General features: G+C 73.1%; 24 protein-coding genes. 7 read left to right on the top strand and 17 right to left on the bottom strand.

Going from position 1 to position 25,160, the window contains the following annotated elements; all coding sequences use genetic code 11:
- The first annotated feature begins 534 nt into the window (after positions 1-534).
- Positions 535-1,986, top strand: a complete 1,452-nt coding sequence (locus AB8Z75_RS11610) for an NAD(P)/FAD-dependent oxidoreductase (protein WP_369201398.1) — start codon at positions 535-537, stop codon at positions 1,984-1,986.
- Here the strand turns inward: AB8Z75_RS11610 and AB8Z75_RS11605 are convergent.
- Entirely contained in the window at positions 1,971-2,909 is a 939-nt protein-coding gene (locus AB8Z75_RS11605) for a phosphotransferase (protein ID WP_369201397.1), read from the bottom strand. The genes AB8Z75_RS11610 and AB8Z75_RS11605 overlap by 16 nt on opposite strands.
- Positions 2,910-3,059: 150 nt before the next feature.
- Between AB8Z75_RS11605 and AB8Z75_RS11600 the strand changes: the two genes are divergently transcribed.
- Both AB8Z75_RS11600 and AB8Z75_RS11595 read left to right on the top strand, forming a co-directional pair.
- Entirely contained in the window at positions 3,060-3,485 is a 426-nt protein-coding gene (locus AB8Z75_RS11600; protein WP_369201396.1) for a CBS domain-containing protein, read from the top strand.
- An 88-nt stretch (positions 3,486-3,573) separates the two neighbouring features.
- Entirely contained in the window at positions 3,574-4,173 is a 600-nt protein-coding gene (locus AB8Z75_RS11595; RefSeq protein ID WP_369201395.1) for an MBL fold metallo-hydrolase, read from the top strand.
- A 203-nt stretch (positions 4,174-4,376) separates the two neighbouring features.
- Here the strand turns inward: AB8Z75_RS11595 and AB8Z75_RS11590 are convergent, their stop codons facing one another.
- Genes AB8Z75_RS11590 through AB8Z75_RS11580 form a run of 3 tightly spaced genes read right to left on the bottom strand, consistent with a single transcriptional unit; the run spans position 4,377 to position 8,088 of the window.
- Positions 4,377-6,497 (bottom strand): xanthine dehydrogenase family protein molybdopterin-binding subunit, encoded by a 2,121-nt coding sequence (locus tag AB8Z75_RS11590; RefSeq protein ID WP_369201394.1) that lies wholly within the window; start codon positions 6,495-6,497, stop codon positions 4,377-4,379.
- Positions 6,494-7,486 carry a xanthine dehydrogenase family protein subunit M gene (locus AB8Z75_RS11585; protein WP_369201393.1) on the bottom strand — a complete coding sequence of 331 codons (993 nt, stop codon included), beginning with the start codon at positions 7,484-7,486 and terminating at the stop codon, positions 6,494-6,496. Before AB8Z75_RS11585 ends, AB8Z75_RS11590 begins: the two co-directional genes overlap by 4 nt.
- Positions 7,483-8,088, bottom strand: coding sequence for a (2Fe-2S)-binding protein (locus tag AB8Z75_RS11580; RefSeq protein WP_369201392.1), 606 nt, complete (start codon positions 8,086-8,088; stop codon positions 7,483-7,485). The genes AB8Z75_RS11585 and AB8Z75_RS11580 overlap by 4 nt, the downstream gene beginning before the upstream one ends.
- Before the next feature lie 282 nt (positions 8,089-8,370).
- Here AB8Z75_RS11580 and AB8Z75_RS11575 point away from each other — a divergent pair, with 282 nt between their 5' ends.
- The gene (locus AB8Z75_RS11575) at positions 8,371-8,976 is read left to right on the top strand and encodes a TetR/AcrR family transcriptional regulator (protein ID WP_369201391.1); all 606 of its coding nucleotides are present in this window, start codon (positions 8,371-8,373) and stop codon (positions 8,974-8,976) included.
- Between the two features lie 37 nt (positions 8,977-9,013).
- Here AB8Z75_RS11575 and AB8Z75_RS11570 read toward each other — a convergent pair whose 3' ends face one another.
- From AB8Z75_RS11570 to AB8Z75_RS11555, 4 genes are read right to left on the bottom strand one after another with little or no spacing between them, the layout of a single operon-like run.
- Positions 9,014-9,850: an enoyl-CoA hydratase-related protein gene (locus AB8Z75_RS11570; RefSeq protein WP_369201390.1), complete on the bottom strand. Its 837-nt coding sequence runs from the start codon at positions 9,848-9,850 to the stop codon at positions 9,014-9,016.
- A gap of 18 nt (positions 9,851-9,868) precedes the next feature.
- Positions 9,869-12,007: an acetate--CoA ligase family protein gene (locus AB8Z75_RS11565; protein WP_369201389.1), complete on the bottom strand. Its 2,139-nt coding sequence runs from the start codon at positions 12,005-12,007 to the stop codon at positions 9,869-9,871.
- Positions 12,007-13,167 carry an acyl-CoA dehydrogenase family protein gene (locus AB8Z75_RS11560; protein WP_369201388.1) on the bottom strand — a complete coding sequence of 387 codons (1,161 nt, stop codon included), beginning with the start codon at positions 13,165-13,167 and terminating at the stop codon, positions 12,007-12,009. Before AB8Z75_RS11560 ends, AB8Z75_RS11565 begins: the two co-directional genes overlap by 1 nt.
- Positions 13,168-13,180: 13 nt before the next feature.
- Entirely contained in the window at positions 13,181-13,756 is a 576-nt protein-coding gene (locus tag AB8Z75_RS11555) for a thioesterase family protein (RefSeq protein WP_369201387.1), read from the bottom strand.
- A 278-nt stretch (positions 13,757-14,034) separates the two neighbouring features.
- Here AB8Z75_RS11555 and AB8Z75_RS11550 point away from each other — a divergent pair, with 278 nt between their 5' ends.
- Positions 14,035-14,904 carry an IclR family transcriptional regulator gene (locus tag AB8Z75_RS11550; protein ID WP_369201386.1) on the top strand — a complete coding sequence of 290 codons (870 nt, stop codon included), beginning with the start codon at positions 14,035-14,037 and terminating at the stop codon, positions 14,902-14,904.
- A gap of 27 nt (positions 14,905-14,931) precedes the next feature.
- On the opposite strand, the gene AB8Z75_RS11545 is transcribed toward AB8Z75_RS11550, so the two are convergent.
- Positions 14,932-15,378 (bottom strand): hypothetical protein, encoded by a 447-nt coding sequence (locus AB8Z75_RS11545; protein WP_369201385.1) that lies wholly within the window; start codon positions 15,376-15,378, stop codon positions 14,932-14,934.
- 96 nt (positions 15,379-15,474) lie between these two features.
- Positions 15,475-16,587 (bottom strand): acyl-CoA dehydrogenase family protein, encoded by a 1,113-nt coding sequence (locus AB8Z75_RS11540; protein ID WP_369201384.1) that lies wholly within the window; start codon positions 16,585-16,587, stop codon positions 15,475-15,477.
- Positions 16,588-16,674: 87 nt separating this feature from the next.
- On the opposite strand from AB8Z75_RS11540, the gene AB8Z75_RS11535 reads away from it, so the two are divergent.
- Positions 16,675-17,892: an acyl-CoA dehydrogenase family protein gene (locus AB8Z75_RS11535; RefSeq protein WP_369201383.1), complete on the top strand. Its 1,218-nt coding sequence runs from the start codon at positions 16,675-16,677 to the stop codon at positions 17,890-17,892.
- Between the two features lie 107 nt (positions 17,893-17,999).
- Positions 18,000-19,016, top strand: coding sequence for a PHP domain-containing protein (locus tag AB8Z75_RS11530; RefSeq protein WP_369201382.1), 1,017 nt, complete (start codon positions 18,000-18,002; stop codon positions 19,014-19,016).
- 93 nt (positions 19,017-19,109) lie between these two features.
- Here AB8Z75_RS11530 and ureG read toward each other — a convergent pair whose 3' ends face one another.
- From ureG to AB8Z75_RS11495, 7 genes are all read right to left on the bottom strand, one after another.
- Positions 19,110-19,814, bottom strand: coding sequence for an urease accessory protein UreG (gene ureG / locus AB8Z75_RS11525; protein ID WP_369201381.1), 705 nt, complete (start codon positions 19,812-19,814; stop codon positions 19,110-19,112).
- Positions 19,815-19,824: 10 nt separating this feature from the next.
- Positions 19,825-20,676 (bottom strand): urease accessory protein UreD, encoded by an 852-nt coding sequence (locus AB8Z75_RS11520; RefSeq protein ID WP_369201380.1) that lies wholly within the window; start codon positions 20,674-20,676, stop codon positions 19,825-19,827.
- Complete coding sequence (locus AB8Z75_RS11515; protein WP_369201379.1) at positions 20,673-21,359, bottom strand: urease accessory protein UreF; 687 nt, start codon at positions 21,357-21,359, stop codon at positions 20,673-20,675. Before AB8Z75_RS11515 ends, AB8Z75_RS11520 begins: the two co-directional genes overlap by 4 nt.
- A gap of 13 nt (positions 21,360-21,372) precedes the next feature.
- A complete protein-coding gene (locus AB8Z75_RS11510; protein WP_369201378.1) occupies positions 21,373-23,082 on the bottom strand; it encodes an urease subunit alpha in 1,710 nt (569 codons plus the stop codon).
- Positions 23,075-23,500 carry an urease subunit beta gene (locus AB8Z75_RS11505; protein ID WP_369201377.1) on the bottom strand — a complete coding sequence of 142 codons (426 nt, stop codon included), beginning with the start codon at positions 23,498-23,500 and terminating at the stop codon, positions 23,075-23,077. Before AB8Z75_RS11505 ends, AB8Z75_RS11510 begins: the two co-directional genes overlap by 8 nt.
- A complete protein-coding gene (locus tag AB8Z75_RS11500) occupies positions 23,497-23,799 on the bottom strand; it encodes an urease subunit gamma (RefSeq protein WP_369201399.1) in 303 nt (100 codons plus the stop codon). The genes AB8Z75_RS11505 and AB8Z75_RS11500 overlap by 4 nt, the downstream gene beginning before the upstream one ends.
- A gap of 200 nt (positions 23,800-23,999) precedes the next feature.
- Positions 24,000-25,160, bottom strand: a 1,161-nt coding sequence (locus AB8Z75_RS11495) for an aromatic acid exporter family protein (RefSeq protein WP_369201376.1), incomplete at its 5' end; no start/stop codon positions are given.

Below are 25,160 nucleotides of genomic sequence, written 5' to 3'. Positions count from 1 at the left end.
AGGGGTGGCGGGGAGGCGGGGAACGTTGGGAGGTTTCCACAAAATGGAAGTGCGTTTCCGGTAGCCAGAACGTAGTTTTCACCAAGCGACACCGTCAAGAGGTCGGAGGGAAAGACTTGGTCAGCCGGCAAAGCGCCCCTGACCGGCGGGAAGACGGTGTGGCGGTGGTGGGACCCGGACGCGAGGCCGCGCCCGCGAACCGGGAGGACCACGGTGGTACCCGGGCAGCCTCGCCGAGGGCGGCACCCACGGGCCCGCCACCAAGAAGGCGCTCGTCCGGTTCCAGAAGAAGCGGCTCGCGGCGGACGGCGTCGCCGGCTCCGAGAACTGACGGGCCCTGCGGACGGGCGCCGTCCGAAAGGCCTCCGGCGGATCGCTCCGTACGATGACGGGCGGTGACCGGTCTGGCATGGCACTGTAGGACGGCTGGCCCACCAGCTGTGCACCGGCGGTCGATGGGCCGGTGTCATCGCCGGGGCGCGACGCGCACCCAAGAGGCGGCGGCGACATCCGACGAGCGTGCAGGAGAGCGGAATGGCTGCGAGCGGCGCCGACGACGAAAGCGGCTCCTCCTACGACGTGCTGGTGCTCGGCGCCGGCCCTGGCGGCGAGAACGTCGCCGACAGGGCCCGGGCGGCGGGACTCAGCGCGGCCGTGGTGGAGAGCGAACTGGCAGGGGGCGAGTGCTCCTACTGGGCCTGCATGCCCAGCAAGGCGCTGCTGCGGCCGGTCACCGCACGGGCCGACGCCCGTCACACGCCCGGCCTGCGCGGCGGGGCCGTCCCGTTGGACATCGAAGACGTCTTCGGCCACCGCGACGCGCAGGCGTCCCACTGGCAGGACGACGGCCAGGCGGCATGGTTGGCGAGCGCGGGGATCGACCTTGTGCGCGGCCACGGCCGGTTGTCCGGACCCCGCCAGGTGACGGTGACACAGGAAGACGGGACGGTGCGCCGGCTCTCGGCCCAGCAGGCCGTCGTGGTGGTGACCGGCAGCCGCGCCGTGGTCCCCGACCTGCCGGGCGTCGCGGACGCCAGGCCCTGGACCAGCCGAGAGGCGACCAGCGCCGCCCGGGTGCCCGAGAGCCTCGTGGTGGTGGGCGGCGGAGTCGTCGGCGTGGAGATGGCCACCGCGTGGGCAGGCCTCGGCTCCCGGGTGACACTCGTCGCCCGGGGCAGCGGGTTGTTGCCGCGCATGGAACCCTTCGCCGGGGAACGCGTCGCCGACGCCCTCCGCGCGGCGGGCGCGGACGTGCGCGTGGGGGTTTCCGTCACCGAGGTCGCACGCGCGCGCCCCGACGGTCCGGTGACCGTCCGCACGGACGACGGGCAGGAGGTGGAGGCGGACGAGGTGCTGTTCGCGACCGGCCGTGCACCGCGCACCGAGGACCTGGGCCTGGAGACCGTGGGACTGGAGCCGGGCTCCTGGCTGACGGTGGACGACACGCTGTGCGTCACCGACGTGGAGGGCGGGTGGCTGTACGCCGTCGGGGACGTCAACCACAGGGCCCTGCTCACGCACCAGAGCAAGTACCAGGCGCGCATCGCGGGCGCGGCCATCGCCGCCCGCGCGCAGGGCGCGGTGACGACTGATGCGTGGGGCGCGCACAGCGCCACCGCCGACCACCACGCCGTCCCGCAGGTGGTGTTCACCGACCCCGAGGTCACCGCTGTCGGTCTCACGGCCGCCGAGGCCGAGCGTGCCGGGCGGCGCGTCCGGGCGGTCGACTACGACATGGCCCATGTCGCGGCCGCGGGCCTGACCCGCGACGACTACGCAGGGCGGGCACGTCTCGTCGTCGACGTCGAGCGCGAAGTCGTCGTCGGCGCCACGTTCGTGGGCCCCGGACTCGCGGAGCTGCTGCACTCCGCGACGATCGCCGTCGTCGGCGAGGTCCCGCTGAGCAGGCTCTGGCACGCGGTGCCCTCCTACCCGACTCTCAGCGAGGTGTGGCTGCGGCTGCTGGAGACCTACCGGGACAGCTGAGGCGGGCCCGCCAGTTCCTCGTGCAGCCCCTCCAACGCCACCAGGTCGTCCTCGGTGCCGGTGTGCGGAGCGGCGAACCAGCGTGCGTACTCGGCGATTTCGGACAGGCACCAGTCGAGCGCGAACAGGTCGGCCATCGCGGGACGTGCCCCCAACCGGTCTCCCGCGCCGGCGGCGAGCAGGTCGGCGAAGTCGCGCTCAGGCGGAGCCAGGGCCAGCGACTCCCAGTCGACGAGCCGCAGCCCCTGGTCCGTCACGACCTGGTTGGCATGGTGCGGCTCGCCGTGGGTCGGCACCCAGGTGCCGCTCTGAGCGCGGGCGGAGGCTGCCAGCCGGTGGTAGCGCTCGGTCCAGTCCGCGATCCGGCCGAGCCGCGCGGCGATCGCCGCGCGTGCCTCTTCGGCCTGCGGCCCGGTGTGCCAGGGGTCGGCGGTGCGGGCCCGTAGTTCCCGGGCGAAGTCGGGAGAGACACGCGGCGCCCACTCGGGCAGCCCCGGGGGAGGCGCGGCGCGGTGCAGGTCCTGCACCGCCGTGATCACCCGCTCCACATGCGCGCCCGCCTGTGCCTCCGCCTCCGTCGGCGACCGCCCCGCCAGCCACGGGGTGACGCTCAGCGCGCCGCCCGCCAGCTCCACGGTGTAGCGCCCCGAGCGCGAGGGCAGCGGCGCGCACACCGCTGCCAGACCTGCCGCCGCCAGCGAGGCCGCGCCGGCGTAGGCGGCTTCCAGCGAAGCGCGGGTGTGCCGGGGCGCCAGGGCGTCGAGCGTGACGAACAGATCCCGGCCGCCGTCCAGGGCCGCGCGCCAGTGGTGGGCGCCGAATCCCCAGGGCAGATGGCCCAGGTGGCGCACCGGCAAGGACCAGGACGCGGCGATCGTCCGGCGGAGCGTCTCCTCGGTCACCGAGGCGGGTGGACAGCGCACGCCGGGGAGCCTAGGAGGCCCGCAGGGGCCGGGCAACGCGTTTTGTGCCCGTGGCGCGAAGCACCCGAATGGCGCATTCCGGGGAAGGCGGGGACGATGGACGAGGGGGGTCGGAGCGAACGGCTGAACCGCGTCGACAGGAGGGACGCCATGACCACCGCAGCCGACATCATGCACCCCGGCGCCCAGTGGGTGCCCGCCACCGAGACCCTCGACCGGGCAGCGCAGCTCATGCGCGAGCTCGACGTGGGAGCCCTGCCTGTGAGTGACCCCAAGGACGCCGACGAGCGGATGTGCGGCATCCTCACCGACCGCGACATCGTGGTCGACTGCGTCGCGGCGGGACACGACCCCGCGCGGGTCACGGCGGGAGACCTGTGCCACGGCACCCCGCGCTGGGTCAGCACGGAAGCGGACCTGGGCGAAGTCCTCAGCGAGATGGAGGGCAACCAGATCCGGCGCCTGCCGGTCATCGACCAGAACAAGCGCCTGGTCGGCGTGATCAGCGAGGCCGACCTGGCCCACCACCTGAGCGACGATCAGCTCGCCGAGTTCGTGGAGCGGGTGTACGCCTGACACGTCCGCCGGACGTGCACGGCACCGGTGACCCAGCGGTACGGCGCCGCTGGGCCACCGCCGTTCACCGCGGCGTACGCTCACGGACGTGCGGCTGACCAAGTACACCCACGCGTGTGTCCGGCTGACCAGCGCCCGAGGTGCGGCGCTGGTCATCGACCCGGGTATCTGGAGCGAACCGCGGGCCCTCGCCGGCGCGGACGCGGTCTTGGTGACCCACGAGCACGCCGATCACGTCGACGGGCTGCGGCTGAAGGGTCTTGGCGTGCCCGTGTACGCCCCCGCGGAGGCGCGGCTGCCCGGCCTCGGCTTCACCGGCGTCGAGTCGGGCGAGGAGTTCACCGCGGCCGGCTTCCGGGTGCGCGCACACGGCGGACGGCACGCCCGGGTCCACGGCGACCTCCCGGACTGTCCGAACCTGGGCTATCTCGTGGAGGACAGCCTCTACCACCCGGGCGACGCCCTGGAGGTGCCAGACCGGGCGGTCGAGACGCTGCTGGTGCCCCTGCAGGCGTCCTGGCTGCGCACCGACCAGGCGATCGACTTCGTACGCGCCGTCGGACCCCGACGCGCGTACGGCATCCACGAGGGGCAGCTCAACGAGCGGGGGCTCAGCAGCGTCAACGGCTGGCTGAACGAGCGGGGCGGCGGCTGCTACCGGTGGCTCCCGCCGGGCTCCTCGGCGTGAGGCGGCGTCACCTGCCGCCAAGCGCTGGGTCCCTCCGCGTGCGGCGCGGCGCCACCTGCCGCCGAACGCCCGCTCCTCGGCGTCGGACGTGGTGTCACCTGCCGCCGCACCGCCTGCCCGGTACAGCCGGGGTGCCCTCCGGACGGCCCGGAGGGCACCCCGTGCTGCGCGCGCCGCGCAACGGCTGACGGCGGGGCGAGCCGTCAGGCGCCCTGTCCGGTCTCCTCAGCCCGCAGTACGCGGTCCGGGCGCAGTGGGAGGTCCCGGTGCCGTACGCCCGTCGCGTGCCAGACGGCGTTGGTGATCGCGGCGGCGGCGCCCACGATGCCCAGCTCGCCGACGCCCTTGATGCCGAGAGGATCGTCGGGTATCGGATCGTCGATCCAGTCCGCCTCGACCAGGGGGACGTCGGCGTTGGCGGCGACGTGGTAGCCGGCCAGGTCCGCGCCGATGTGCCGGCCCGAGGCGCTGTCGCGGACGGCCTCCTCGTGCAGGGCCATGGAGATGCCCCACGTCATGCCGCCGACGAGCTGGCTGCGGGCGGTGAGCGGGTTGACGATGCGGCCCGCCGCGAAGATGCCCAGCATGCGGCGTACGCGGACCTCGCCGGTGCGGACGTCGACGGCCACCTCGGCGAACTGGGCGCCGAAGGAGTGCCGTTCCTTCTTCGCCAGTTCCGCCAGCAGCCGGGCGGTGTCCGCACGGGCCGTGAGACCCTCCGGTGGGATGTCCGGGCCCCGCAGCGCCAGCTCGTCGCGCAGGTCCTCCGCCGCCGAGGTGACCGCCCAGGCCCAGGAGCGGGTCCCCATGGAGCCGCCGGCCACCCAGGCGGGACCGAAGTCGCTGTCACCGATGCGTACGGTCACGCGTGCGGGGTCGACACCGAGGATCTCGGAGGCGACGAGGGTGAGCGCCGTCCGGGCGCCGGTGCCCACGTCCGCGGCGGAGATCCGCACGGTGAAGCCGCCGTCGGCCTCGGCCGTCACCGAAGCGGTGGACGGTGCGGCTCCGGACGGATACGTCGCGGCTGCCGTGCCGGTGCCGAGCAGCCAGCGGCCCTCGCGGCGCGTGCGGGGCCGCGGATCGCGGTCGGCCCAGCCGAACCTGCGGGCTCCCTCCGTGAAGCAGCCCAGCAGGTCGCGGCTGCTGAAGGGCAGCCCGGACAGCGGGCCGACGGCCGGCTCGTTGCGGGCCCGCAGCGCGATGGGGTCCATGTCCAGCCGTTCGGCGAGCTCGTCCAGCGCGGTCTCCACCGCGAAGGAGCCCGGCGCCTCACCAGGGGCGCGCATCCAGGTCGGCGTCGGAACGTCCATGTGGACGATCCGGTGCGCCGTGTGGTGCGCCTCGGCGTCGTACAGGACGCGGCCGAGGGCGGCGCTGGTCTCGATGAAGGGACGCAGCGTGGAGGTGAGGTTGAGCACCTCGTGCCCGAAGGCGCGCAGCCGCCCGTCCGGGTCGGCTCCGAGCCGCACGCGCTGTGCGGTCGGGCTGCGGTAGCCGGTGACCGCGAACGTCTGCTGCCGGGTCAGTGCGACGCGTACCGGGCGGTGCAGGGCGGTCGCGGCCATCACCGCGGCGGCCTGGTGCGGCCGCATGCCCTTGGAGCCGAAGGCGCCGCCGATGTGCTCGGAGCGCACCCGCACGGAGGCCGGGTCGAGCGAGAACATCTTGGCGAGCTCGTCCGCCACCCACATGCTGCCCTGGTTGGAGTCGAAGACCTCCAGCCGTCCGCCGTCCCACCTGGCCGTGGCGGCGTGCGGCTCCATGGCGCTGTGGTGCTGCTCCGGCGTGCCGTAGGTGGCGTCGAGCACCACGGCGGAGGCGGCCAGTTCGGCCTCCAGGTCGCCTTTGGTCGCCACGGGCTGCCCGTCCTCGGGGACGTAGGCGTCGGGCCGGTCGGCGCGGAAGTCGATGTCGTGCGCTTCCTCGTCGTACTCGACCACGAGCGCCTCGGCGGCCTCCCTGGCCTGTTCGGGGGTCTCGGCCACCACGAGCGCCACGGGCCACCCCGCGTGCGGCACCCGGTCGTGCTGGAAGACCGCGCAGGTGGGGTCGGGCGGGCCGAGGAAGGACACGTAGTCGGTCGCCACGTGCGGCGCGTTGCCGTGGTGGAGTACGGCCAGTACTCCCGGCATGGCACGTACCGCCTCGTCGTCGACGGCGCGGACGCGTCCGCGTGCGACGGTGGAGAGCACGAACCAGCCGTGCGCGAGCTGCTCGAAGTGGTGTTCGCTCGCGTACCGGGCGGCGCCTGTGACCTTGTCGCGGCCCTCGACGCGGGCGTGGGCGACCCCGACGGCCGGGGGTTTCGCCGTGGTGGTCATCGGGCGGCCTCCTCGGCCAGTTCGGTGAGCAGGGCGAGCACGAGATTGCGCATCAGGGGCACCTTGTAGGCGTTGAGCGGAAGGACCTCAGCGGCGGCCAGTTCGGCGTCGACGGCTTCCGCGAACGCATCGCCAGAGGGCGGCTGCCCGGTCAGTACGCGTTCGGCGACGCGCGCCCGCCAGGGACGCGAGGCGACGGCGCCGAAGGCCAGCCGCACCTCGCGCACCACGCCGTCCGACACGTCGAGCGCGGCGGCTGCCGAGCCGATGGCGAAGGCGTACGAGGCCCGCTCGCGGACCTTGCGGTAGCGCGACCGGGCCGCCACCGGGGCGGGCGGCAGCGTGACCGAGGTGATCAACGCGCCCGGCGGCAGCGCCGTCTCCACGTGCGGGGTCTCGCCCACCGGCAGGTAGAAGTCGGCGAGCGGCAGCTGGGCGGCACCCTCGGCCGTCTCGTAGGAGACGACGGCGTCGAGCGCGGCCAGTGCCACCCCCATGTCGGAGGGATGGATGGCCACGCAGTGGTCCGAGGCGCCGAGGATCGCGTGGTTGTGGTGCTCGCCGGTGCGGGCCGGGCAGCCGCTGCCGGGCGTGCGTTTGTTGCAGGGCAGCGCGGTGTCGGTGAAGTAGGCGCAGCGGGTGCGCTGCAGAAGGTTGCCCCCCACGGTCGCCATGTTGCGCAGCTGGCCCGAGGCCCCCTCCAGGACCGCCTGGGCCAGCGCGGGGTAGCGGCGCCGGATCTCCGGGTGGACGGCGAGGTCGCTGTTGGTGACCGTGGCGCCGATGCGCAGCCCGCCCTCGTCGGTGGACTCGATACGGTCCAGCGGCAGCGCGCGCACGTCGACGAGCTGCCCCGGACGCTCGACCCCGGCCTTCATCAGGTCGACGAGGTTGGTGCCGCCGGCCAGGTAGCGTGCCTGCGGGTCGGCGTCGAGCGCAGCGACGGCGCCGCCGACATCCCGTGCCCGCTCGTAGGTGAACTCCTTCACGCGGCGGGCTCCTTCGTCTCCTGCGGCGTCTCCTCGGCGGTCCGTCCGCCCGTCCGGCCGTCTGCCTCGCCGGCCGTCTGCCCGGCGGCCTGCGCGACGGCCTGGACGATCGACACGTAGGCGCCGCAGCGGCACAGGTTGCCGCTCATCCGCTCCCGGATCTCCTCCGGGGTCAGCGCGGGCGGTCCCGCTTCGGGCCGTATGTCCTCGGTCGCGGCGCTCGGCCAGCCTGCCGCGTGCTCGTCCAGTACGGCGAGCGCGGAACAGATCTGGCCCGGCGTGCAGTAGCCGCACTGGAACCCGTCGAGGTCGAGGAAGGCCTGCTGCACGGGGTGCAGGCGCTCGCCGTCCGCCACGCCTTCGATCGTGGTGACGTCCTCGTCCCCCACCGCGACCGCGAGTTGCAGGCAGGAGACGACGCGGCGTCCGCCGACCAGCACCGTGCAGGCGCCGCACTGGCCCTGGTCGCATCCCTTCTTGGTGCCGGTCAGCTCGAGGCGCTCGCGCAGCGCGTCGAGGAGGGTGGTGCGGTGGTCGACGGTCAGGGTGTGTTTCTCTCCGTTGACGGTCAAGGTGATAGCGCTGGCAGTGGCAGGAGCCATGGGCGGCTTCTTTCGGAAGTGCGGCGCGGTGCGGGACGGGTCGAGCGGGCGCGTACGGGGTGCGCGGCGGGTGCGGCAGGCGGCGCTGGGCCACTGTGCCGCCGTGCGCCGCTATGGTGAGAGGACGGGAAACGGACAACTGTCCAAGTACGGTCGTCCCGAACGTAGAGGACAGTTGTCCGCTTCGCAAGAGGCCTCCGCGCCGACGGCCGCCCCACGGGGGTTCCGTGGCAAGGCGACGGATCCACGCGGACGACGGCGAGACGACGGGGAGGAGCACGAGTGCGGGACCGCAAGCCGAAGGCCCCGCTGCGCTCGGACGCGCAGCGCAACCGCGAGCGCATCCTCGAAGTGGCACTGACGGAGCTGACCCGGGCGGCGGACGCGCCGCTGAGCGTCATCGCGAAGAAGGCGTGCGTCGGCCAGGGCACCTTCTACCGGAACTTCCCCAGCAGGGAGGCGCTGGTCCTGGAGGTCTACCGCTACGAGGTCCAACAAGTGGCCGACACGGCGGACCAACTGCTGGCGACCCGGCCACCGGATCGCGCGCTGCGCGAATGGATGGACCGGCTCGCGCAGTACGCCATGGCCAAGGCGGGGCTGGCCGACGCGCTGCGCAAGGCCACCAGCGCACGCGGCACCCTGGCCGGGCTCGGCCACGGCCCGCTGACCCGGGCGATCGGCGCGCTCATCGAGGCGAACGAGCGCGCCGGGACGATCCGCCCCGGAGTCACCCCCGAGGACTTCCTCCTCGCCATCGCGGGCCTGTGGCAGATCGACCCGCACACCGACTGGGCCTCCCGCGCGAGGCGCCTGCTGGACCTGGTGATGGACGGCCTGCGCGTGGGCGCCCCCGCCCCTGACCACCGCTCAGCCGGCCCTGAGTGACGCCTGGGCCGCTCGCCTCGTCACCGCCTCGGGGCCACTACCGGCCCCGCCACCGAGGCGAGCGCTTCTCCGCGAAGGCGCGCGGGCCCTCCTGGGCGTCCTCGGAATCGAGCATGGCGCGATAGCGGGGCAGTGCACCGCCGCGCATGTGCGCGTAGGCCGACTCGACATCGAGGGCCTCCGTCTCGCGCAGCACCTCCTTGACGGCGGCGAGTGCCAGCGGCGCACCCTGTGCGACCCGCCGGGCGAGGGCGAGCGCGGCATCGACCGCCGTTCCCGGACCACCGGACACGTGGTTGACCAGCCCCCACCGGGCGGCCTCCGTGGCGCCCATCCGCCGCCCGGTGAGCAGCATCTCGCTCGCGACGGCGCGCGGCAACCGCCTGGGCAGGCGCAGCACACCGCCCGAGTCGGCGATCATGCCGACGCCGACCTCCGGCAGACCGAACTCGGCGTGCTCCTCGGCGACGACCAGGTCGGCGGCCAGCACGAGTTCGAAACCGCCGCCCAGCGCGAGCCCGTTGACCGCCGCGATCACGGGCTTGTCCAGACGGAAGAACTCCGTCAGGCCGGCGAAGCCGCCGGGCCCGTGGTCGGCCTCGATGCCCTCTCCGCCGGCTGCCGCCGCCTTGAGGTCCCAGCCCGCGGAGAAGAACCGCCGCCCGTGGGCGGTGAGTACCGCGGCGCGCAGCCCGTCGTCCCGCCGCAGCCGGTCGAAGGCCGCGTACAGCTTGCGGCTGGTGGGCACATCGATCGCGTTGGCCTTCGGCCGGTCCAGCGTGATCACCAGGACGCCGTCGCACTCCCGCGCCGTGACCGGTTCCGCCTGCTCGCCTCCGTGCTCGTCCACTGGCTCGTCCTCTCCTTCGCTCATGTGCTTCGTCCTCCTTCTTCAGGCCTCATGTCTGACGAGCGCGTCCACGGCCACCGCGCCGTGCCCCGGAGGCAGGACGAGCAGCGGGTTGACGTCGATCTCGGCGACCCCGGCGCGGCGTGCGTACTCCGCCACGGCGTGCACCGCGTCGACGGCCGCTGCCAGGTCGCCCTGCGGGCCTCCTCGGAAGCCCTTCAGCACGGGCCAGATCCGCAGCGACGCGAGGGCGTCCTCGATCTCCTCACGGCCGGCGGGCAGCAGCAGCGTCGCCGTGTCCCGTACGAGTTCGACCAGCACGCCACCGGCGCCGACGGTGAGGGCGTGGCCGAACTGGGGATCGCGGTGGACGCCGATGATCAGCTCGGCCACCGGTTCCCGCACCATCTGTTCGACGAGGAAACGGTCGGCGAGGGAGGCCATCGCGCGGACCGCCGCACGCACCGCCTCACCGTCGGCGAGCCCGACCCGCACACCGCCCGCCTCGCTCTTGTGCGCGAGGGCGGGCGAGAGCGCTTTGACGACCACCGGGAAGCCGAGTCCGGCCGCCAGGTCCGCGGCCTCGTCCGGAGCCCGGTCGGCCCGCTGCCGCGTCACCTGGCCCCGCGGCACCCGCACACCGTGCGCGGACAGCGCCTGCTTGGCGGCGTACTCGTCGAGCGGCGCGGACGGCCCCGCGGCCGGGGAGGCCGCCGAGGAGGCCGGGGCCTGAGGGGCGGTCCCGCCAGGCGGCAGGGTGCCCTGTGTGTGGTGCCGCCGGCGCGCCTGGCCGATCTCTCCGGCCGCCGCGATCGCGCGCACGCAGTCGGCCATGCCGTGCATCGGCGCGACGCCGCGGTCCAGCAGCCGGGCGCTGACGTCCTCCGGCAGCCCCTCGGGCAGTGAGCTGACCACACAGGCCGGCACGCCGGTCTCCTGTGCCGCGCTCGTGTAGGCGTCCATCGTGGTCGTCCACAGCCTCGGTGTGCAGCGGTCCTCGCGCGGGAGGTCGAGCAACAGCAGGTTGAGGTCGAACCCCGAGCCCTGCAGTGCGGTGAAGCAGGCGCGCTGTGCCTCGGCGTCCCCCCAGATGTAGGTGTGGTAGTCGAGCGGATTGGCCACGTGGACGTGCTCTCCGAGTACCTGCCGCAGCCGGGCGGCCACCCCGGCGGGCAGCTCGGGCAGTTGTGCGCCGTGTCGCTGCGCGGCGTCGGCGATCAGCGCGGCCTCACCGCCTGAGCAGCTCGCCGAGGTGACGCGGGTCCCGGCGAGCGCCCCGTGCACATGCAGGAGTTTCAGGGTCTCCAGGAAGGTGCCGACCTCGTGGACGCGCGCGACGCCGAGCCGGCGGAACAGCGCGTCGCACAGCACGTCGGAGCCCGCGAGGGAGCTGGTGTGGCTCAGGTTGGCCTGTGCGCCCAGTTCGGAGCTGCCCGTTTTGAGCGCCACCACGGGCACGCCCGCTTCGAGGGCCCTGAGCGCGGCCCGCGAGAAACCCGCCACGTCGTCGATGCCCTCCAAGTGCAGTCCGATCGCGCTCACGCGGGGGTCGTCGAGCATGCCCTCGACGAGCTCCGGCACGCCGGTCACCGCGCCGTTGCCCGCCGTGACGACGTAGGCGAGCGGCACCGAACGGCGCTGCATGGTGAGGTTCTGGGCGATGTTGCCGCTCTGGGTGATGACCGCCACTCCGCTCGCGACCCGCGCCCCGCCGTGCTGGTCGGCCCACAGCGCGCTGCCGTCGAGGTAGTTGAGCACGCCGATGCAGTTCGGTCCGACGACCGGCATGCCGGCCGCCGCCTCGCGCAGCTCCTCCTGGAGCCGGGCGCCGTCCGCGCCGTCCTCGGCGAAGCCCGCCGCGTAGCACACCGCGCCGCCGGCGCCGCGCGCGGCGAGCTCCGCGAGCACGGGCGCGGTCGCCGTGTTCGGTACGGCGACCAGTGCCGCGTCGGGTGCCTCGGGCAGTTCGGCCACGGTGCGGTGACAGGGAAGACCCTCGATGTGCTCCCTGCGAGGGTGCACCGGCCAGATCCGCCCCGTGAAACCGATGGCGCGGCACTGCCGTATCGCCTCGGCCGCGCTGTCCCCGCCGACCACGGCGATGTGCCGGGGAGAGAGCAACCGCCGCAGCCGCTGCGAACGGCCGCTCGCCGTCCGCGTCTCGTCGCTGCGCCCGGTCATCAGGAGCCCAGCGGACGCAGCATGGAGCGGGAGATGATGTGGCGCTGGATCTCGCTGGTGCCATCCCAGATGCGTTCGACACGGGCGTCGCGCCAGTACCGTTCCAGGGGGAGCTCCTCCATGAGCCCCATGCCGCCGAAGATCTGCACCGCCCGGTCGGTGATCCGGGCCAGTGCCTCGGTGGCGTAGAGCTTGGCCATGGCCACGTCCTGGTCGGTCATCAGCCCCTGGTCCTGCTTCCACGCGGCCCGCAGGGTCAGCAGCTCGGCGGCCTCCAGCTCGGTCGCCATGTCGGCGAGGGGGAAGCCGACTCCCTGGAAGCGCCCGATCGGCTGGCCGAACTGCTCCCGTTCGGCCGCCCACTGGGTGGTCATCTCCAGGACCCGGCGCGCGCGGCCCACACTGGTCGCGGCGACCGAGAGCCGGCTGGCGCCCAGCCACTCGCCCATCAGCTCGAAGCCCCTGCCCTCCTCTCCGAGCCGCTGGCTCTTGGCGACGCGGACATCGGTGAAGGAGAGTTCGCACTGGTGGTAGCCCCGGTGCGAGACGCACGGCGAGCCGCGCCGCACCTCGACGCCCGGCGTGTCGAGGTCCACGAGGAAGGCGGTGATCAGGCTCTTGGTTCCACGCGCCGTCTCCTCGGTACCGGTGGCGGCGAACAGGACGGCGAAGTCGGCGGCGTCGGCGTGGCTGATGAAGTGCTTGGTGCCGTTGAGGACGTAGCTGTCGCCGTCCCGCTCGGCGCGCGTCTTCATGCTCCGTACGTCCGACCCGGCGCCCGGCTCCGTCATGGCCAGACAGTCGTGCCGCTCGCCCCTGATCGTGGGGAGCAGATACCGTTCCCGCTGCTCTCCCTCGCAGGCCTCAAGGATGTTGCTGGGGCGCGCGACGAGCATCTGCAACGCGTAGCCGGTGCGCCCCAGTTCGCGTTCGACCAGTGTCATGCTCACCGCGTCGAGGCCGGCGCCGCCCAGTTCCGCCGGCATGTTCGCCGCGTAGAGTCCGGCGTCGAGCGCCTTCTTCCTGATGCGCCGGGCCAGTTTTGGCGGTACCTCGTCCTTTTGCTCCACCTCGTCGGCGTGCGGGTCGAGTTCGGTGGTGACGAACTTCCGTACCGTCTGGACGATCATCCGCTGTTCGTCCGTCAGCGCGAACTGCATGTGCTGTGCTCCCTCACGTGTTCCGGTCTCGTCGAATGCCCATCGGCCTGCCGACCACCTCGGGCACGGGGGCCGCGGAGTGGGCGCGGTGGATGGCGCCCAGACGCTGTCTCAGCGCGTCGGGCAGAGGACAGGAGCGCCCCTGGGCGGCGTCCACGTGCACGAGCATCTGCTCGGCTGTGGCGAGCAGGGTGCCGTCGGCGCCGTGCCGCATCTCGTGGAAGAGGTGCACGCGCTTGGCGTCGAAGTCGAGGAGCCGCAGGCTGAGCTGGAGCGGTGCGCCCTCGGTCACTTCGCGCTTGTTGTGCAGGTGCGACTCGACCGTGTAGAGGGAGCGTCCTGCCGCGCGGTACTCCTCGCCGATCCCGATGTAGCGGAAGAAGGCGTCCGAGTTGTCCCCGAAGACGAGCAAGTAGCACGACTCGCTCATGTGTCCGTTGTAGTCGACCCACCGGGGACTGACGGGGGTGTCGTGCAGTCGCAGCGGGGTGGGGATCTCCCTCTCGTCGTCCCAGTCCCGGTGCCCTGTGCCCTCGTACGGGGTCACCACCCTGTCGGGGCGGTCGGGCTCTCCTGTGGTGCTGCTCATCCAGCCTCCTTGCGCGTGTGGACGTGCGGCGTTCCGCGTGCGGTGCGCGTAGCGCGATGGCCTCACGAGCGAGCGTGCTCGTATCGTGCGATGCCTGCTCGCATTATGAACGTACGGAGAGGGGGGCCGCCGCGTCAAGCGCGGGGCGCCGGCAGCGGACCCGGCGTCTTACCGGGCGGCGCGGTGCGCCAGGCGGCACTCGCCCCGCTCGGGGACGGCCGCCCGGTGCGGGCCCATTACGCTGCCGGGTGGAGAGAAGAGATGGCAGGAGGCACCGGATGGCGGCGGCACACGCCCCCGACGAACAGGAACAGGCACCCCCGGCGAGCGGCCCCCCGGCGGGTGGGCGGGTGCAGTCGCTGGAGCGCGCCATCGCGCTGCTCAACGCCGTGGCGGCGAGCGCGCCGAAGGGGAGGCCCGTGGCGGAACTGGCGGTGGAGTGCGGGCTCAACCGGGCAACCGCCTGGCGCCTGCTGGCGACCCTCGAACACCACGCGATGGTCGAACGGGACCCGCTGACCAACCGGTACACCATCGGTTCCGCCGTGACGACGATGGCGGCCACCGCGGGCGTGGAGGGCCTGATCCGGCGCGCGCACCCCGTACTGGAGCGGCTGTGCCGCCAGTCGGGCGAGACCGCGAACCTCGCCGTCGCCCAGCGCCTCGGACTGACCTACGTCGACGAGGTGACCCCGCCGGTCGTCCTCACGGCACGCTGGCTGGGGCGCCAGGTTCCGATCCACGCCTCCTCGGCGGGCAAGGCACTGCTGGCCTGGCTGCCGGCCGAGGAGGTGGAGGCGATGCTCTCCGGGCCCCTCGCCGAGTTCACCGAGACCACCCGCACCGACAGGGAGACCCTGCACGGCGAGCTCGCGGGAATCCGCACGCAGGGATACAGCGTCAGCCTCGGCGAGCTCGAAGAACAGCTCTACGGTGTCGCCGCCCCCGTGCTCGACGCCTGGCAGCGGCCCGTGGCCGTCGTCAGCGTCTGGGGTCCGAAGGACCGTGTTCCCGAGTCGCGGTTCGCCGAGCTGGGCACCCAGGCGCGGCGGGCGGCCGAGGACATCCGTGACCTGATCGCCCCCGCGGCGGCGAGTGTGCCCGCACCCGAGGCCACCGCGGACCGGGGGAGAGGCAGGACGGCCTGAGGGCGTGCCCGAAGGTCTCCGGCGGGGTCACAGGGAAGAGGAGCCCACCGAGCGGTTCGCCGTCAGCGCCCAGATCACCCACGCGCCCAGACCGATCGAGACGACGGCCCACAGCGGCTGGTAGGGGAGCCACAGGAAGTTCGCGAGCAGGCTGAGCGAGGCCATCGTGACGCCCACGATCCGGGCCCACAGGGCGTCGGCGAGCAGGCCGAGGCCGGCGGCGAGAGCGATCACGCCCACCGCCAGCAGGGCCCAGCCCCACGCGGTGAGGTTGAACCGGAAGACGTAGTCGTCGATACCGGTGTAGATCTGGTCGGAGGCGACCGCGGTGATGCCCTTGAGGATGTCCAGCAGTCCGTTCACGACGAGCACGACCCCGGCGAACACGGTGCCCCCGACCGCCCAGGCGCGGCTGCGCCCGCTGTGGCCGGAAGTCCCCCGCGGGGCGTGTCCTGGCGCTGTCGGCTGAGCCATCGGTTGCTCCCTGGGTCGGGTCCCTCCACGCTGCGCGTTGCGCACCACCGTGGCCAGCCGGGTACGGCCGGAGGAGTGAGCGCGGGAGCGGGGGTGTCATCCCAGGGAGGCGCCTCCCACCGCGGGCGGACCTGCCGGGACCGCCGTCAGGCCGAGGTCGGCCAGGAGCCGTCCCCGGTGCCAGGCCGGCGGGCCGAAGAGCTGTGCCGCACCGTGGGCGCGCTTGAAGTAGCGGTGGGCGTCGGCCTCCCAGGTGATGCCGATGCCGCCGTGCAGCTGGATCATCTCGCCCGCGACCGCCGCGAACGCCTCGGAGCAGGCCGACTTGGCGGCAGCCGCGCACCGCGTGAGGTCCGGTGAGTCCGTGGCCGCCGCGACGGCCGCGCCCAGTGCCGTCGAGCGGGCCGACTCGACCAGCACGTAGGCGTCCGCCAACCGGTGCTTGACGGCCTGGAAGGAGCCGATCGGGCGGCCGAACTGGACGCGCTGACCGGCGTAGGCGACCGTGCGCTCGAGACAGTGCTCGGCCGCGCCGACCTGCTCGGCGGCCAGGGCGGTGCAGGCGTGGTCCAGGACGTGGGCGAGCACCCGGGTGCCGTCGCCGTCCGCACCGATGAGCCGGCCTTCCGCCCCGTCGAGTGCGAGGCGTGCCAGCGAGCGGGTCTGGTCCATGGTGACCAGGGCCTCGCGGCGGAGCCCGGCGTCCCGCGCCGTCACCTCGAAGAGGGAGACGCCTGCTTCCGTGCGGGCGGCCACCAGCACCACGTCCGCGTCGGCGCCGTCGAGGACGTGCTCCTTGGCCGCGGTGATCCGCCAGCTTCCGTCGGCGTGCGGCGCGGCCCTGCCGCGTACGGCCACCGGGTCCCAGGAGCCTCCTTCGGCCCAGGCGAGTGAGGCCACCGCGGTGCCGTCGGCGATGCCGGGCAGCAGCCGGGCGCACGCGGCGGTGTCGCCGGAGGTGAGCAGCGCGCGCACCGCCACCACCGCTGAGCCGAGGTAGGGCGCGGGGCTCAGCGCCCTGCCCAACTCCTCCAGCACCACGGCGGCCTCCCGCGCCCCGCAGCCCGCGCCCCCGTACTCCTCGGGGACGAGGAGGCCGGCGACGCCGATCTGTTCGGTCAGCGGGCGCCAGGCGGCTGCGCCTTCGTGCCGCGCGAGCAGTGCCCGCACGGCGGACCGCAGCGCTTCCTGTTCCTCTGTCAGCCTCACTCGCGTGGCTCCCTTCCGCGCGGGCCGAGTGGAGCGGGCGAGCCCGGCCGCTTCCCTAACAAGTGTTTGGTAGATTAGCGTACCTCCATGAGCAGCGTCGAGGAGTTCCGAGCGGAGATACGCGGCTGGTTGCGGGCGAACCTCACCGGCGCGTTCGCCGGTCTGCGCGGCCGTGGCGGACCCGGCCGGGAGCACGAGGCCTTCGCCGAACGCCTCGCCTGGGAGCGGCACATGGCAGCGGCGGGCTGGACCTGCGTGGGGTGGCCGACGGAGTACGGCGGCCGGGGAGCCACCCTGGAACAACAGGTCGCCTTCCACGAGGAGTACGCACTCGCCGACGCGCCGGCGCGAGTGGGACACATCGGTGAGCAGCTGCTCGGTCCCACCCTGATCGCCTTCGGCACCCCCGAGCAGCGCGCGCGCTTCCTTCCCCGGATCGTCACCGTCGACGAGCTGTGGTGCCAGGGGTACAGCGAGCCGGACGCCGGCTCCGACCTGGCCAACATCCGCACCCGGGCCGAGTGGGACGGCGGGCCCGTCCCCGGTTCGGGCGAGCCCGGCAGCGGTGGCGGAGAGTGGGTCGTCACCGGGCAGAAGATCTGGACCTCGCTCGCCCACGAGTCCCACTGGTGCTTCGTCCTCGCCCGCACCGAACCCGGCTCGGCGCGCCACCGCGGCCTGTCGTACCTCCTCGTGCCGCTCGACCAGCAGGGAGTGGAGATCCGGCCCATCACCCAGCTGACCGGCACCTCCGAGTTCAACGAGGTCTTCTTCGACGGTGCGCGCACCGACTCGGGGCACCTCGTCGGAGCCCCGGGCGACGGTTGGAAGGTGGCCATGGCCACCCTCGGCTTCGAGCGAGGGGTCTCCACACTGGGCCAGCAGGTCGGATTCCGCCGGGAGCTGGAGGCCCTCATCGCTCTGGCCCGCCGCAACAAAGCGGCCGACGACCCGCTGATCCGCGACCGGATCGCCCAGGCCTGGATCGGTCTGGAGACCATACGGTTCAACGCCCTGCGGATGCTCGACGCGGTGGCGGCCGGTGCGCCGGGCCCCGAGGCGTCGATCGGCAAGATCTTCTGGGCGACCTGGCACCGGCAGCTCGGCGAACTCGCGATGGACGTCCTCGGCGCCGGCGGGATGCTCGCCGACGAGCCGTACGACCTCGACGACTGGCAGCGGTTGTTCCTCTTCTCGCGGGCCGACACCCTCTACGCGGGATCGAACGAGATCCAGCGCAACATCATCGCCGAACGGGTACTCGGCCTGCCCCGGGAGACCCGCCGTCCCGCTGCGCGGGACTGAGCGACACGGCGGTGCGAAAGAGCCGGTCACGCGCCCGCCGTCCGCCTCGGCAGGCGCGCAGGGCGGTCCCGTCGTAGCCTGGCACCCACGCTGCGGAAGGGGCAGAAGTGGAGCCGCGGGCGGCGCTGGAGCGGATCGCCTTTCTGCTGGAGCGCGCACAGGCACCGACGTACCGGGTGCGGGCCTTCCGCACGGCTGCCCAGGTGCTGGCCACTCTTCGCACGGGCGAGACCGAGCAGCGGGCGGCCGACGGCACGCTGGAGTCGCTGAAGGGCGTGGGGCCCAAGACCGCACAGGTCGTACGGGAGGCACTGGGCGGCGACGTGCCGGGATACCTGGCGAAGCTGGAGGCCGAGGCGGCCGAGGAGGCGCCTTGGCCCAAGGCGGCACGCGCCCTGCGGGCGGCGCTGCGCGGCGACTGCCATCTGCACTCCGACTGGTCCGACGGCGGCAGCTCGCCGGAGGAGATGGCGGCGGCGGCCAAGGCGCTCGGCCACGAGTGGGCGGTCCTCACCGACCATTCGCCCCGGCTGACGATCGCGGGTGGCCTGTCGGCGGAGCGGCTGCGCGCGCAACTGGACGTGGTCGCCGAGGTGAACGAGCGGCTGGCGCCGTTCAGGCTGCTGACGGGTATCGAGTGCGACATCCTCGAGGACGGAACGCTCGACCAGGAAGAGGAGTTGCTGGCCAGGCTCGATGTGGTGGTGGCGTCGGTGCACTCCAAACTGCGGATGCCCGCCGACCGGATGACGCCGCGGATGCTCAGAGCGGTCCGCAACCCCCTGGTGGACGTGCTGGGCCACTGCACAGGCCGCCTGCTGTCGGGCAGGCGGCGGCCCGCGTCGGAGTTCGACGCGGAGGAGGTCTTCACTGCGTGCGCGGAGTCACGGACCGCTGTGGAGGTCAACTCCCGGCCCGAGCGCAGCGATCCGCCGCGCCGCCTGCTGCGGCAGGCCCTCGACGCGGGAGCGTGGTTCGCCATCGACACCGACGCGCACGCGCCCGGTCAGCTCGACTGGCAGGCGGGCGGCTGCCTGCGCGCGGCCGAGTGCGGAGTGCCGGCGGAGCGGGTCATCAACACCCTGCCGGCCGACGAACTGCTGCGCTGGACGGCTGAGAGCTGACATACCCGGACGCCCTCACACCGGCGGCCGTGCCCGCGGGCGGAGGGCGCCGGTCCGCCCCGCGGGCCGTGGTCCCGTGCTGACGCGGTCCCCTCACGTGGCCCTGACGTGCGCATGGTGGTGATGGGCCGGCGCTCCTGGGTCGGTGGGCGTGTGGCGGCCCGCCGCGTGGTCACCGATCAGGCGCCGGATCCAGGCGCAGAGCTCGTCGACCGTCTCCGGCCGGTGCCGGGACAGGGCGAGGACGGGAGCGCTGTGTCTGGCGGCAGCCCCTTCGGCGACCATGCGGTCCACGTCGACGTCCACGTACGGAGCCAGGTCGACCTTGTTGACGACCAGCAGGTCGGCCCGGGCGATACCGGGCCCCCCTTTGCGCACCACGTCCCCGCCCCCGGCCACGTCGAGGACGAACACCTGGGCGTCGACGAGGCCGGGGGAGAACGTCGCGGTGAGGTTGTCACCTCCGCTCTCCACCAGCACGAGGTCGAGCGGCCCGACGTCGCGCTCCATGTCCTCGACCGCGATGAGGTTCGCCGTGATGTCGTCCCGGATGGCCGTGTGCGGGCACGCGCCCGTCTCCACCGCACGGATCCGCTCCGCGGACAGGACCCCGCTGGCGCGCAGGAAGCGGGCGTCCTCGTCCGTGTAGATGTCGTTCGTCACGACGCCGATCTCCAGCTCCGCCGCCATGTTCCGGCACACGGTCGCGATGAGGGAACTCTTCCCGGTACCCACAGGACCGGCTACTCCGAGGCGCAGTGCTCTGCGCGGCATGTGTTCTCCAACGGGGACTGCCATGGCTGTTTCCTTACCTGCGAGGGGGTACCGGGCGGGGGTCCCAGGGCGCGCCGATCGCCGCCAGCCCCGAGCGGAGCCTGTCGCGAAGGGACGCGTTGTCCTGGGTGAGCGCACTGACCAGGGCCGCGCCCCGGGGGAGAGGGGTCACCACGGCATCGCCGGACAGCCGCTGCGTCGCTGGGCGCTGCCGCGCGTCCTCCCCGCACCACCGCGGGTCGGCGACGAGGAGGGAGCCGACGGCCCGGTGGCCGCCCGCGACCACGGGCGTGCCGCCGGACCCGGCGCCCAGTTCGAGGTCCTGGCAGAAGAGGGCACGGCCGGACCGCCTCACCCGGGTGCTCAGCCGCACCCGTCCGCCCGTCTCGCCGTGCCGGCCCAGCACCACTTCCTCCCGCATCAGCAGCGCGGCGCCGTCGGCCAGGTCCACCCGCACCTCGTTGACGTGGTCGCAGCCGCGGGCGGCGATCAGCGGTTCGGGAAGCCAGACCAGCGTTCCGCCCCGGGCGACGCGGATACGCACCCGCATCGTGGACGGGCTGCCTTCCCTGCCGGGGAGCAGCAGCGAGGGGGAGACCTCGCCGAGTACGAGAACGCTGCCGGCCCCGACCTCCACCTCCAGTCGCAGCTCGTCTCCGCCGATGGGCCCCGCGGCGCCGGCCGCCACGCTCACCCGCGCGGGGACGCCGCGGTGGGCGGCAGCGGGTTCGGGCTCCTTGGCCCTGGTCGCGAACAGCATGAGCGGCGCCTGGGAGCGCAGCCCGCTGACCCGCGTGCGCGGCCGGCCGCCGGGCCCGGTGGCCGACTCGGTCGCGACGCGGGCGCAGGCGCGCATCCGGACCCCGACCGCCGTGGCGGTACTCACGAGGCGAACAACCGTTCGCTGCGGGTGGCGTGTGCTTCCGCGGCGATGTCCAGCAGCGGGGCGGCGGCGGCCGGCATGTCGCGCGGTTCTCCGCCGCAGTGCTGGACGGCGTGCCGCGCGAGCCGGTCCAGCGAGGGGGCGATACGGGCGAGTGCGGCGTGGGTGCGGAACGGGTCGATGCTCATCAGGCGGACGGCGGCGACAGCGGGCCCGGTCACCGACTCGTGCAGGGCCACGAGGGCCGCGTCGAGTGGCCGCAGGCCGAACGCGGCGCAGGCCGTCCCGAGAACGAGCGGCTGATGCGGGGCGCTCGGAAGGCGTTCCAGCAGGGGGTACTGTGGCTTGCCCTGTGCCATGCCCGTCAGCAGGCGGTGCAGCTGACGGCCGAGCTGCCGAGAGGTCTCCCGCTGTGCGGGAGAGGGCGTTCTGGCATCCAGTTCGGCGTCCAGAACCTCCAGCTCGGGCAGCGGATCAAGGCCGCGCGCCGCCTGGCAGGACCTGGCCGCGAAGGCGGCCGAGACCAGGCCGACGGTGCGGGCCCGCCCTTCCAGGAAGGACTCCAGGCTCTCGGCGTCGCCGACCCGCCCCGCCCTGACGGACTCCTCGAGACCGCCGGAGTGGGCGTAACCGCCGGCGGGGAGCCGGCCGTCGGCGAACAGCAGGAGGGCGGCTTGGGCAGACATCGTTCCCGGCCGCTCAGTAGAGGAAGTAGCGCTGGGCCATGGGCAGTTCGGTGAGCGGCTCGTGGTCGACGAGTTCGCCGTCGATGTGGACGGAGAAGGTGTCGGGGTCCACCTCGATCCGCGGCAGCGCGTCGTTGCGGGGCAGGTCCGCCTTGGTGCGTCCCCTGACGTCCTCGACCGCGACGAGTGGCCTGTGCACCGCGAGCCGGTCCGCCAGACCGTCCTCGACGGCGGCGGGTGAGACGAAGGCGACGCTGGTGGCCTGGGCCGCCCTCGTGTGGGAGTTGTAGCCCGGGCGCGGCAGGACGGGCTGCGGGGTGGGGACCGAGGCGTTCGGGTCGCCCAGCAGCGCCACGGCGGCCATTCCGCCTTTGAACACCGACGTCGGCTTGACCCCGAACAGCGGCGGTTCCCACAGCACGAAGTCGGCCAGCTTGCCCGGCTCGATCGAGCCGACCTCGTGGCCGAGACCATGGGTGACGGCAGGACAGATGGTGTACTTCGCGACGTACCGCTTGACCCGCTCGTTGTCGGCCCGGCCGTCCCCGGGCAGCGGGCCGCGCAGGTTCTTCATCGCGTGGGCCGTCTGCCAGGTGCGCAGCACCGTCTCCCCCAGCCGGCCCATGGCCTGGGCGTCCGAGGACATCGTGGAGATGGCTCCGATGTCCTGCAGGATGTCCTCGGCGGCGATCGTCGACGCGCGCACCCGGGACTCGGCGAAACCGAGCTCCGCGGGGATCTGCGGGTTGAGGTGGTGCGCGACGAGCACCATGTCGAGCTGCTCGTCGGCGGTGTTGACGGTGTAGGGCCGGGTCGGGGTCGTCGAGGAAGGCAGCACGTTGCGCTCCCCGGCGATCCGGATGATGTCCGGGGCGTGGCCCCCGCCGGCGCCTTCGGTGTGGAAGCTGTGGAAGGTGCGGCCTGCCACGGTGCGCAGCAGATCGTCGACGAACCCCGCCTCGTTGAGGGTGTCGCTGTGGACGGCGACCTGGACGCCGGAGGCGTCGGCCACCGTCAGGGCCGCGTCGACCACGGCCGGGGTGGCGCCCCAGTCCTCGTGCACCTTGAGGCCTGCCGCGCCCGCCCGCAGCTGTTCCCACAGCGCCTCCTCACTCACGGTGGTGCCGCGGCCGAGGAAGGCCACGTTGACCGGCCACGGGTCGAAGGCCTCGAACATGCGCTCAAGCCACCAGGAGCCCGGCGTGGCGAGCGTGGCCTTCGAGCCGTCCGTCGGCCCGCTGCCGCCCCCGACCAGGGTGGTCACCCCTGCCTCCAGGGCGACGGGGCACATCGCGGGCGAGACGAAGTGGACATGGGTGTCGATGGCCCCGGCCGTCATGATCAGGCCCACGCCGTTCATCAGCTCCGTCGAGGGGCCGATGACCAGATCCGGATGCACGCCGTCCATGGTGTCGGGGTTGCCCGACTTGCCGACGGCGACGAAGCGGCCGTCCCGGATGCCGACGTCGGCCTTGACGACGCCCCGGTGGTCGAGCACCACCACGCCGACGATGACGAGGTCCGGCGTCCCCTGGGAGCGCGGCGTGTGGGACTGGCCCTGCGACTCGCGGCCGGACTTGCCGCCGCCGAAGACGACTTCGTCGCCGCCGACGCACCTGTCCTCCTCGATCTCGATGAACAGGTCGGTGTCCGCGAGCCGCAGCCGGTCGCCCGTGGTGGGCCCGAGCGAGGCGACGTACTCCTCGCGCGCGATCTCAGTCATCCAGGTTCCCCTCGCACTCGCCTCGGAAGCCTGCCGCGATCCGCCGCCCGGCGAACGGGACGAGCGCGACCTCGGTGACCGTGCCGGGGTCGAAGCGCGTCATCCCTCCCGCCAGGATGTTCTGGTGCTTGCCCCAGGCCGCTTCGCGGTCGAACTCCAGCGCCGGGTTGGCCTCGGCGAAGTGGTAGTGGGAGCCCACGGTGACCGGCCGGTCGCCGGTGTTCACCACGCGCACCGTGGTCACCTCCCGGCCGGAGTTCAGCACCACCGGGCCGTCTCCGTAGCGGATCTCTCCCGGAACCCCGGGGGAGGCGGAGGTGTTGGCTCCCGGCTGGGTGGCGCCGACCGGGGCGCCCTTTCCCGAGCCGAGCGGGACCTGTTCGCCGGATCCCGGACGCTTGCGGGAGTCGGGGCTCACTGGATCGGCTCCGGGACCGTCAGGAGCTTGGTGCCGTCGGGAAAGGTCGCCTCCACGTGCACCTGGTGCAGCATCTCCGCAACGCCCTCCATGACGTCGTCCCGGCTCAGCACCCCGCGAGCGGCGCTTTGCAGGTCGGCCTTCATCCGGCCGTCCCGTGCGCCCTCCAGGAGGAACTGCGAGATCACCGCTGTGGCCTCCGGCAGGTTGAGCCGCAGCCCACGGGCCCGGCGCTGCCGTGCCACCTCGGCAGCGGTGTGGATCAGGAGGCGTTCCTGCTCTTTGACCGTCAGCAACATCGTCGACACAACCTCCGAACCGGCCGCCACTCCACAAGGGCGATGAAACGCGCTTAGCGGGGCAAACCGTACACATGCCTTCGACGTTCCCGACCAGACACAGGGCGCTCCGCGCCGAGATTCCCTCCGTGAGCCCTGTCGACACGCGCACGCGAGCGACGGGCGCACGCTCGCCTCCCCGCCGGCGCGCTGGGCCGCCCTCAGCGGTCGGCGCCGCTCACCGTGGGGGAGGCGACGGTGGCGTGCTGGAGACTGTCGCAGGAGCGCTGGGCCTCTTCGGTCAGCCGGGTGGCCTCGGCGAGGAGGATGCCGTAGGGCCGGGAGGGGTCTCCCAGGGGCAGCGAGGTGTCCTCGGCACGTTCGACGAGCCTGGCGCGCTGGTCCTGGGCCCTCTTGGCGGCCTCGCACAGTTCCTCGGCCTGGTCGGTCAGGTGCTCCTCCTCGATCACGCTGAACCGGTGGGTGATGTCGGCCAGCGCCTCCAGCAGGTCGGCGTAGTCGGCCAAGAAGCCGTCACGGTCTTCGCCTGTTTCGTTCCGGGGCCACTGGTCGAGCGTGCGGGTGAGAGAGGCGACCTGATAGGCGACGCGTTCGAGCGCGTCGATGACCGCGCGATAGCCGTCGAAGGCCTTGTGCCGGCGGTTGTGCGGCAGGAACCTGCGCGGGTTGTAGTAGCGGCTCTCGACCGTGACGTGCAGAGCCGCCCGGGTCTGGCTGACCAGTGAGATGGCCTCGACGGCGCGCCGGCGCCACCGCTGGGCCTCGTCCTCGTCGAAGTCGTGCTCGCGCAGGGCGGGATGTATGTCCGCCAGGAGAGCGGACAGGTCGCCCGCGAGGGTGTGGATGCCGACCTCGGCGCTGCGGTAGCGCATCGGCGGCCACAGCAGGAGATTGACCACGACGCCGATCGTGCAGCCGACCGCGACCAGGAGGACGATCTGGCCGAGCTGCTCGGCGCGCTGCTGGTTGCCGGCAGAAGCCGAATAGGTGGAGAAGGCGAAGAACGCCGCCGTCGCGACCTGCGTGCCCTGAGAACCCAGGCGCCGCCAACGGCCGATGGCCATCGCGATCAGCGCCACGAGCACGAACGTGAGCAGATCGGGACCGGCCAGGAAACCCAGCGCCGCCTGCACGACGACTCCGGCGCAGACGGCCGCCATGAAGCGCAGCGCCTGCAACAGTGACTGATAGACGGTCACCTGCATGATCAGTACGGCGGAGAACGGGGCGAAGGCCGGGCTCTGCGCCACCAGCAGGTCGTGCGCCACGTACCAGGAGGCACTGGCGGCCAGCGTGCTCTTGCCGATCAGGGCCAGGGTCTGCCGCCCCGACCTGCCCCCGACCCTGCCCAGCCCTTCCCT

This window comes from Streptomyces sp. PU-14G, assembly GCF_041028275.1.
GTDB lineage: Bacteria > Actinomycetota > Actinomycetes > Streptomycetales > Streptomycetaceae > Streptomyces.
This window is presented reverse-complemented; position numbering and strand designations above follow the sequence as displayed.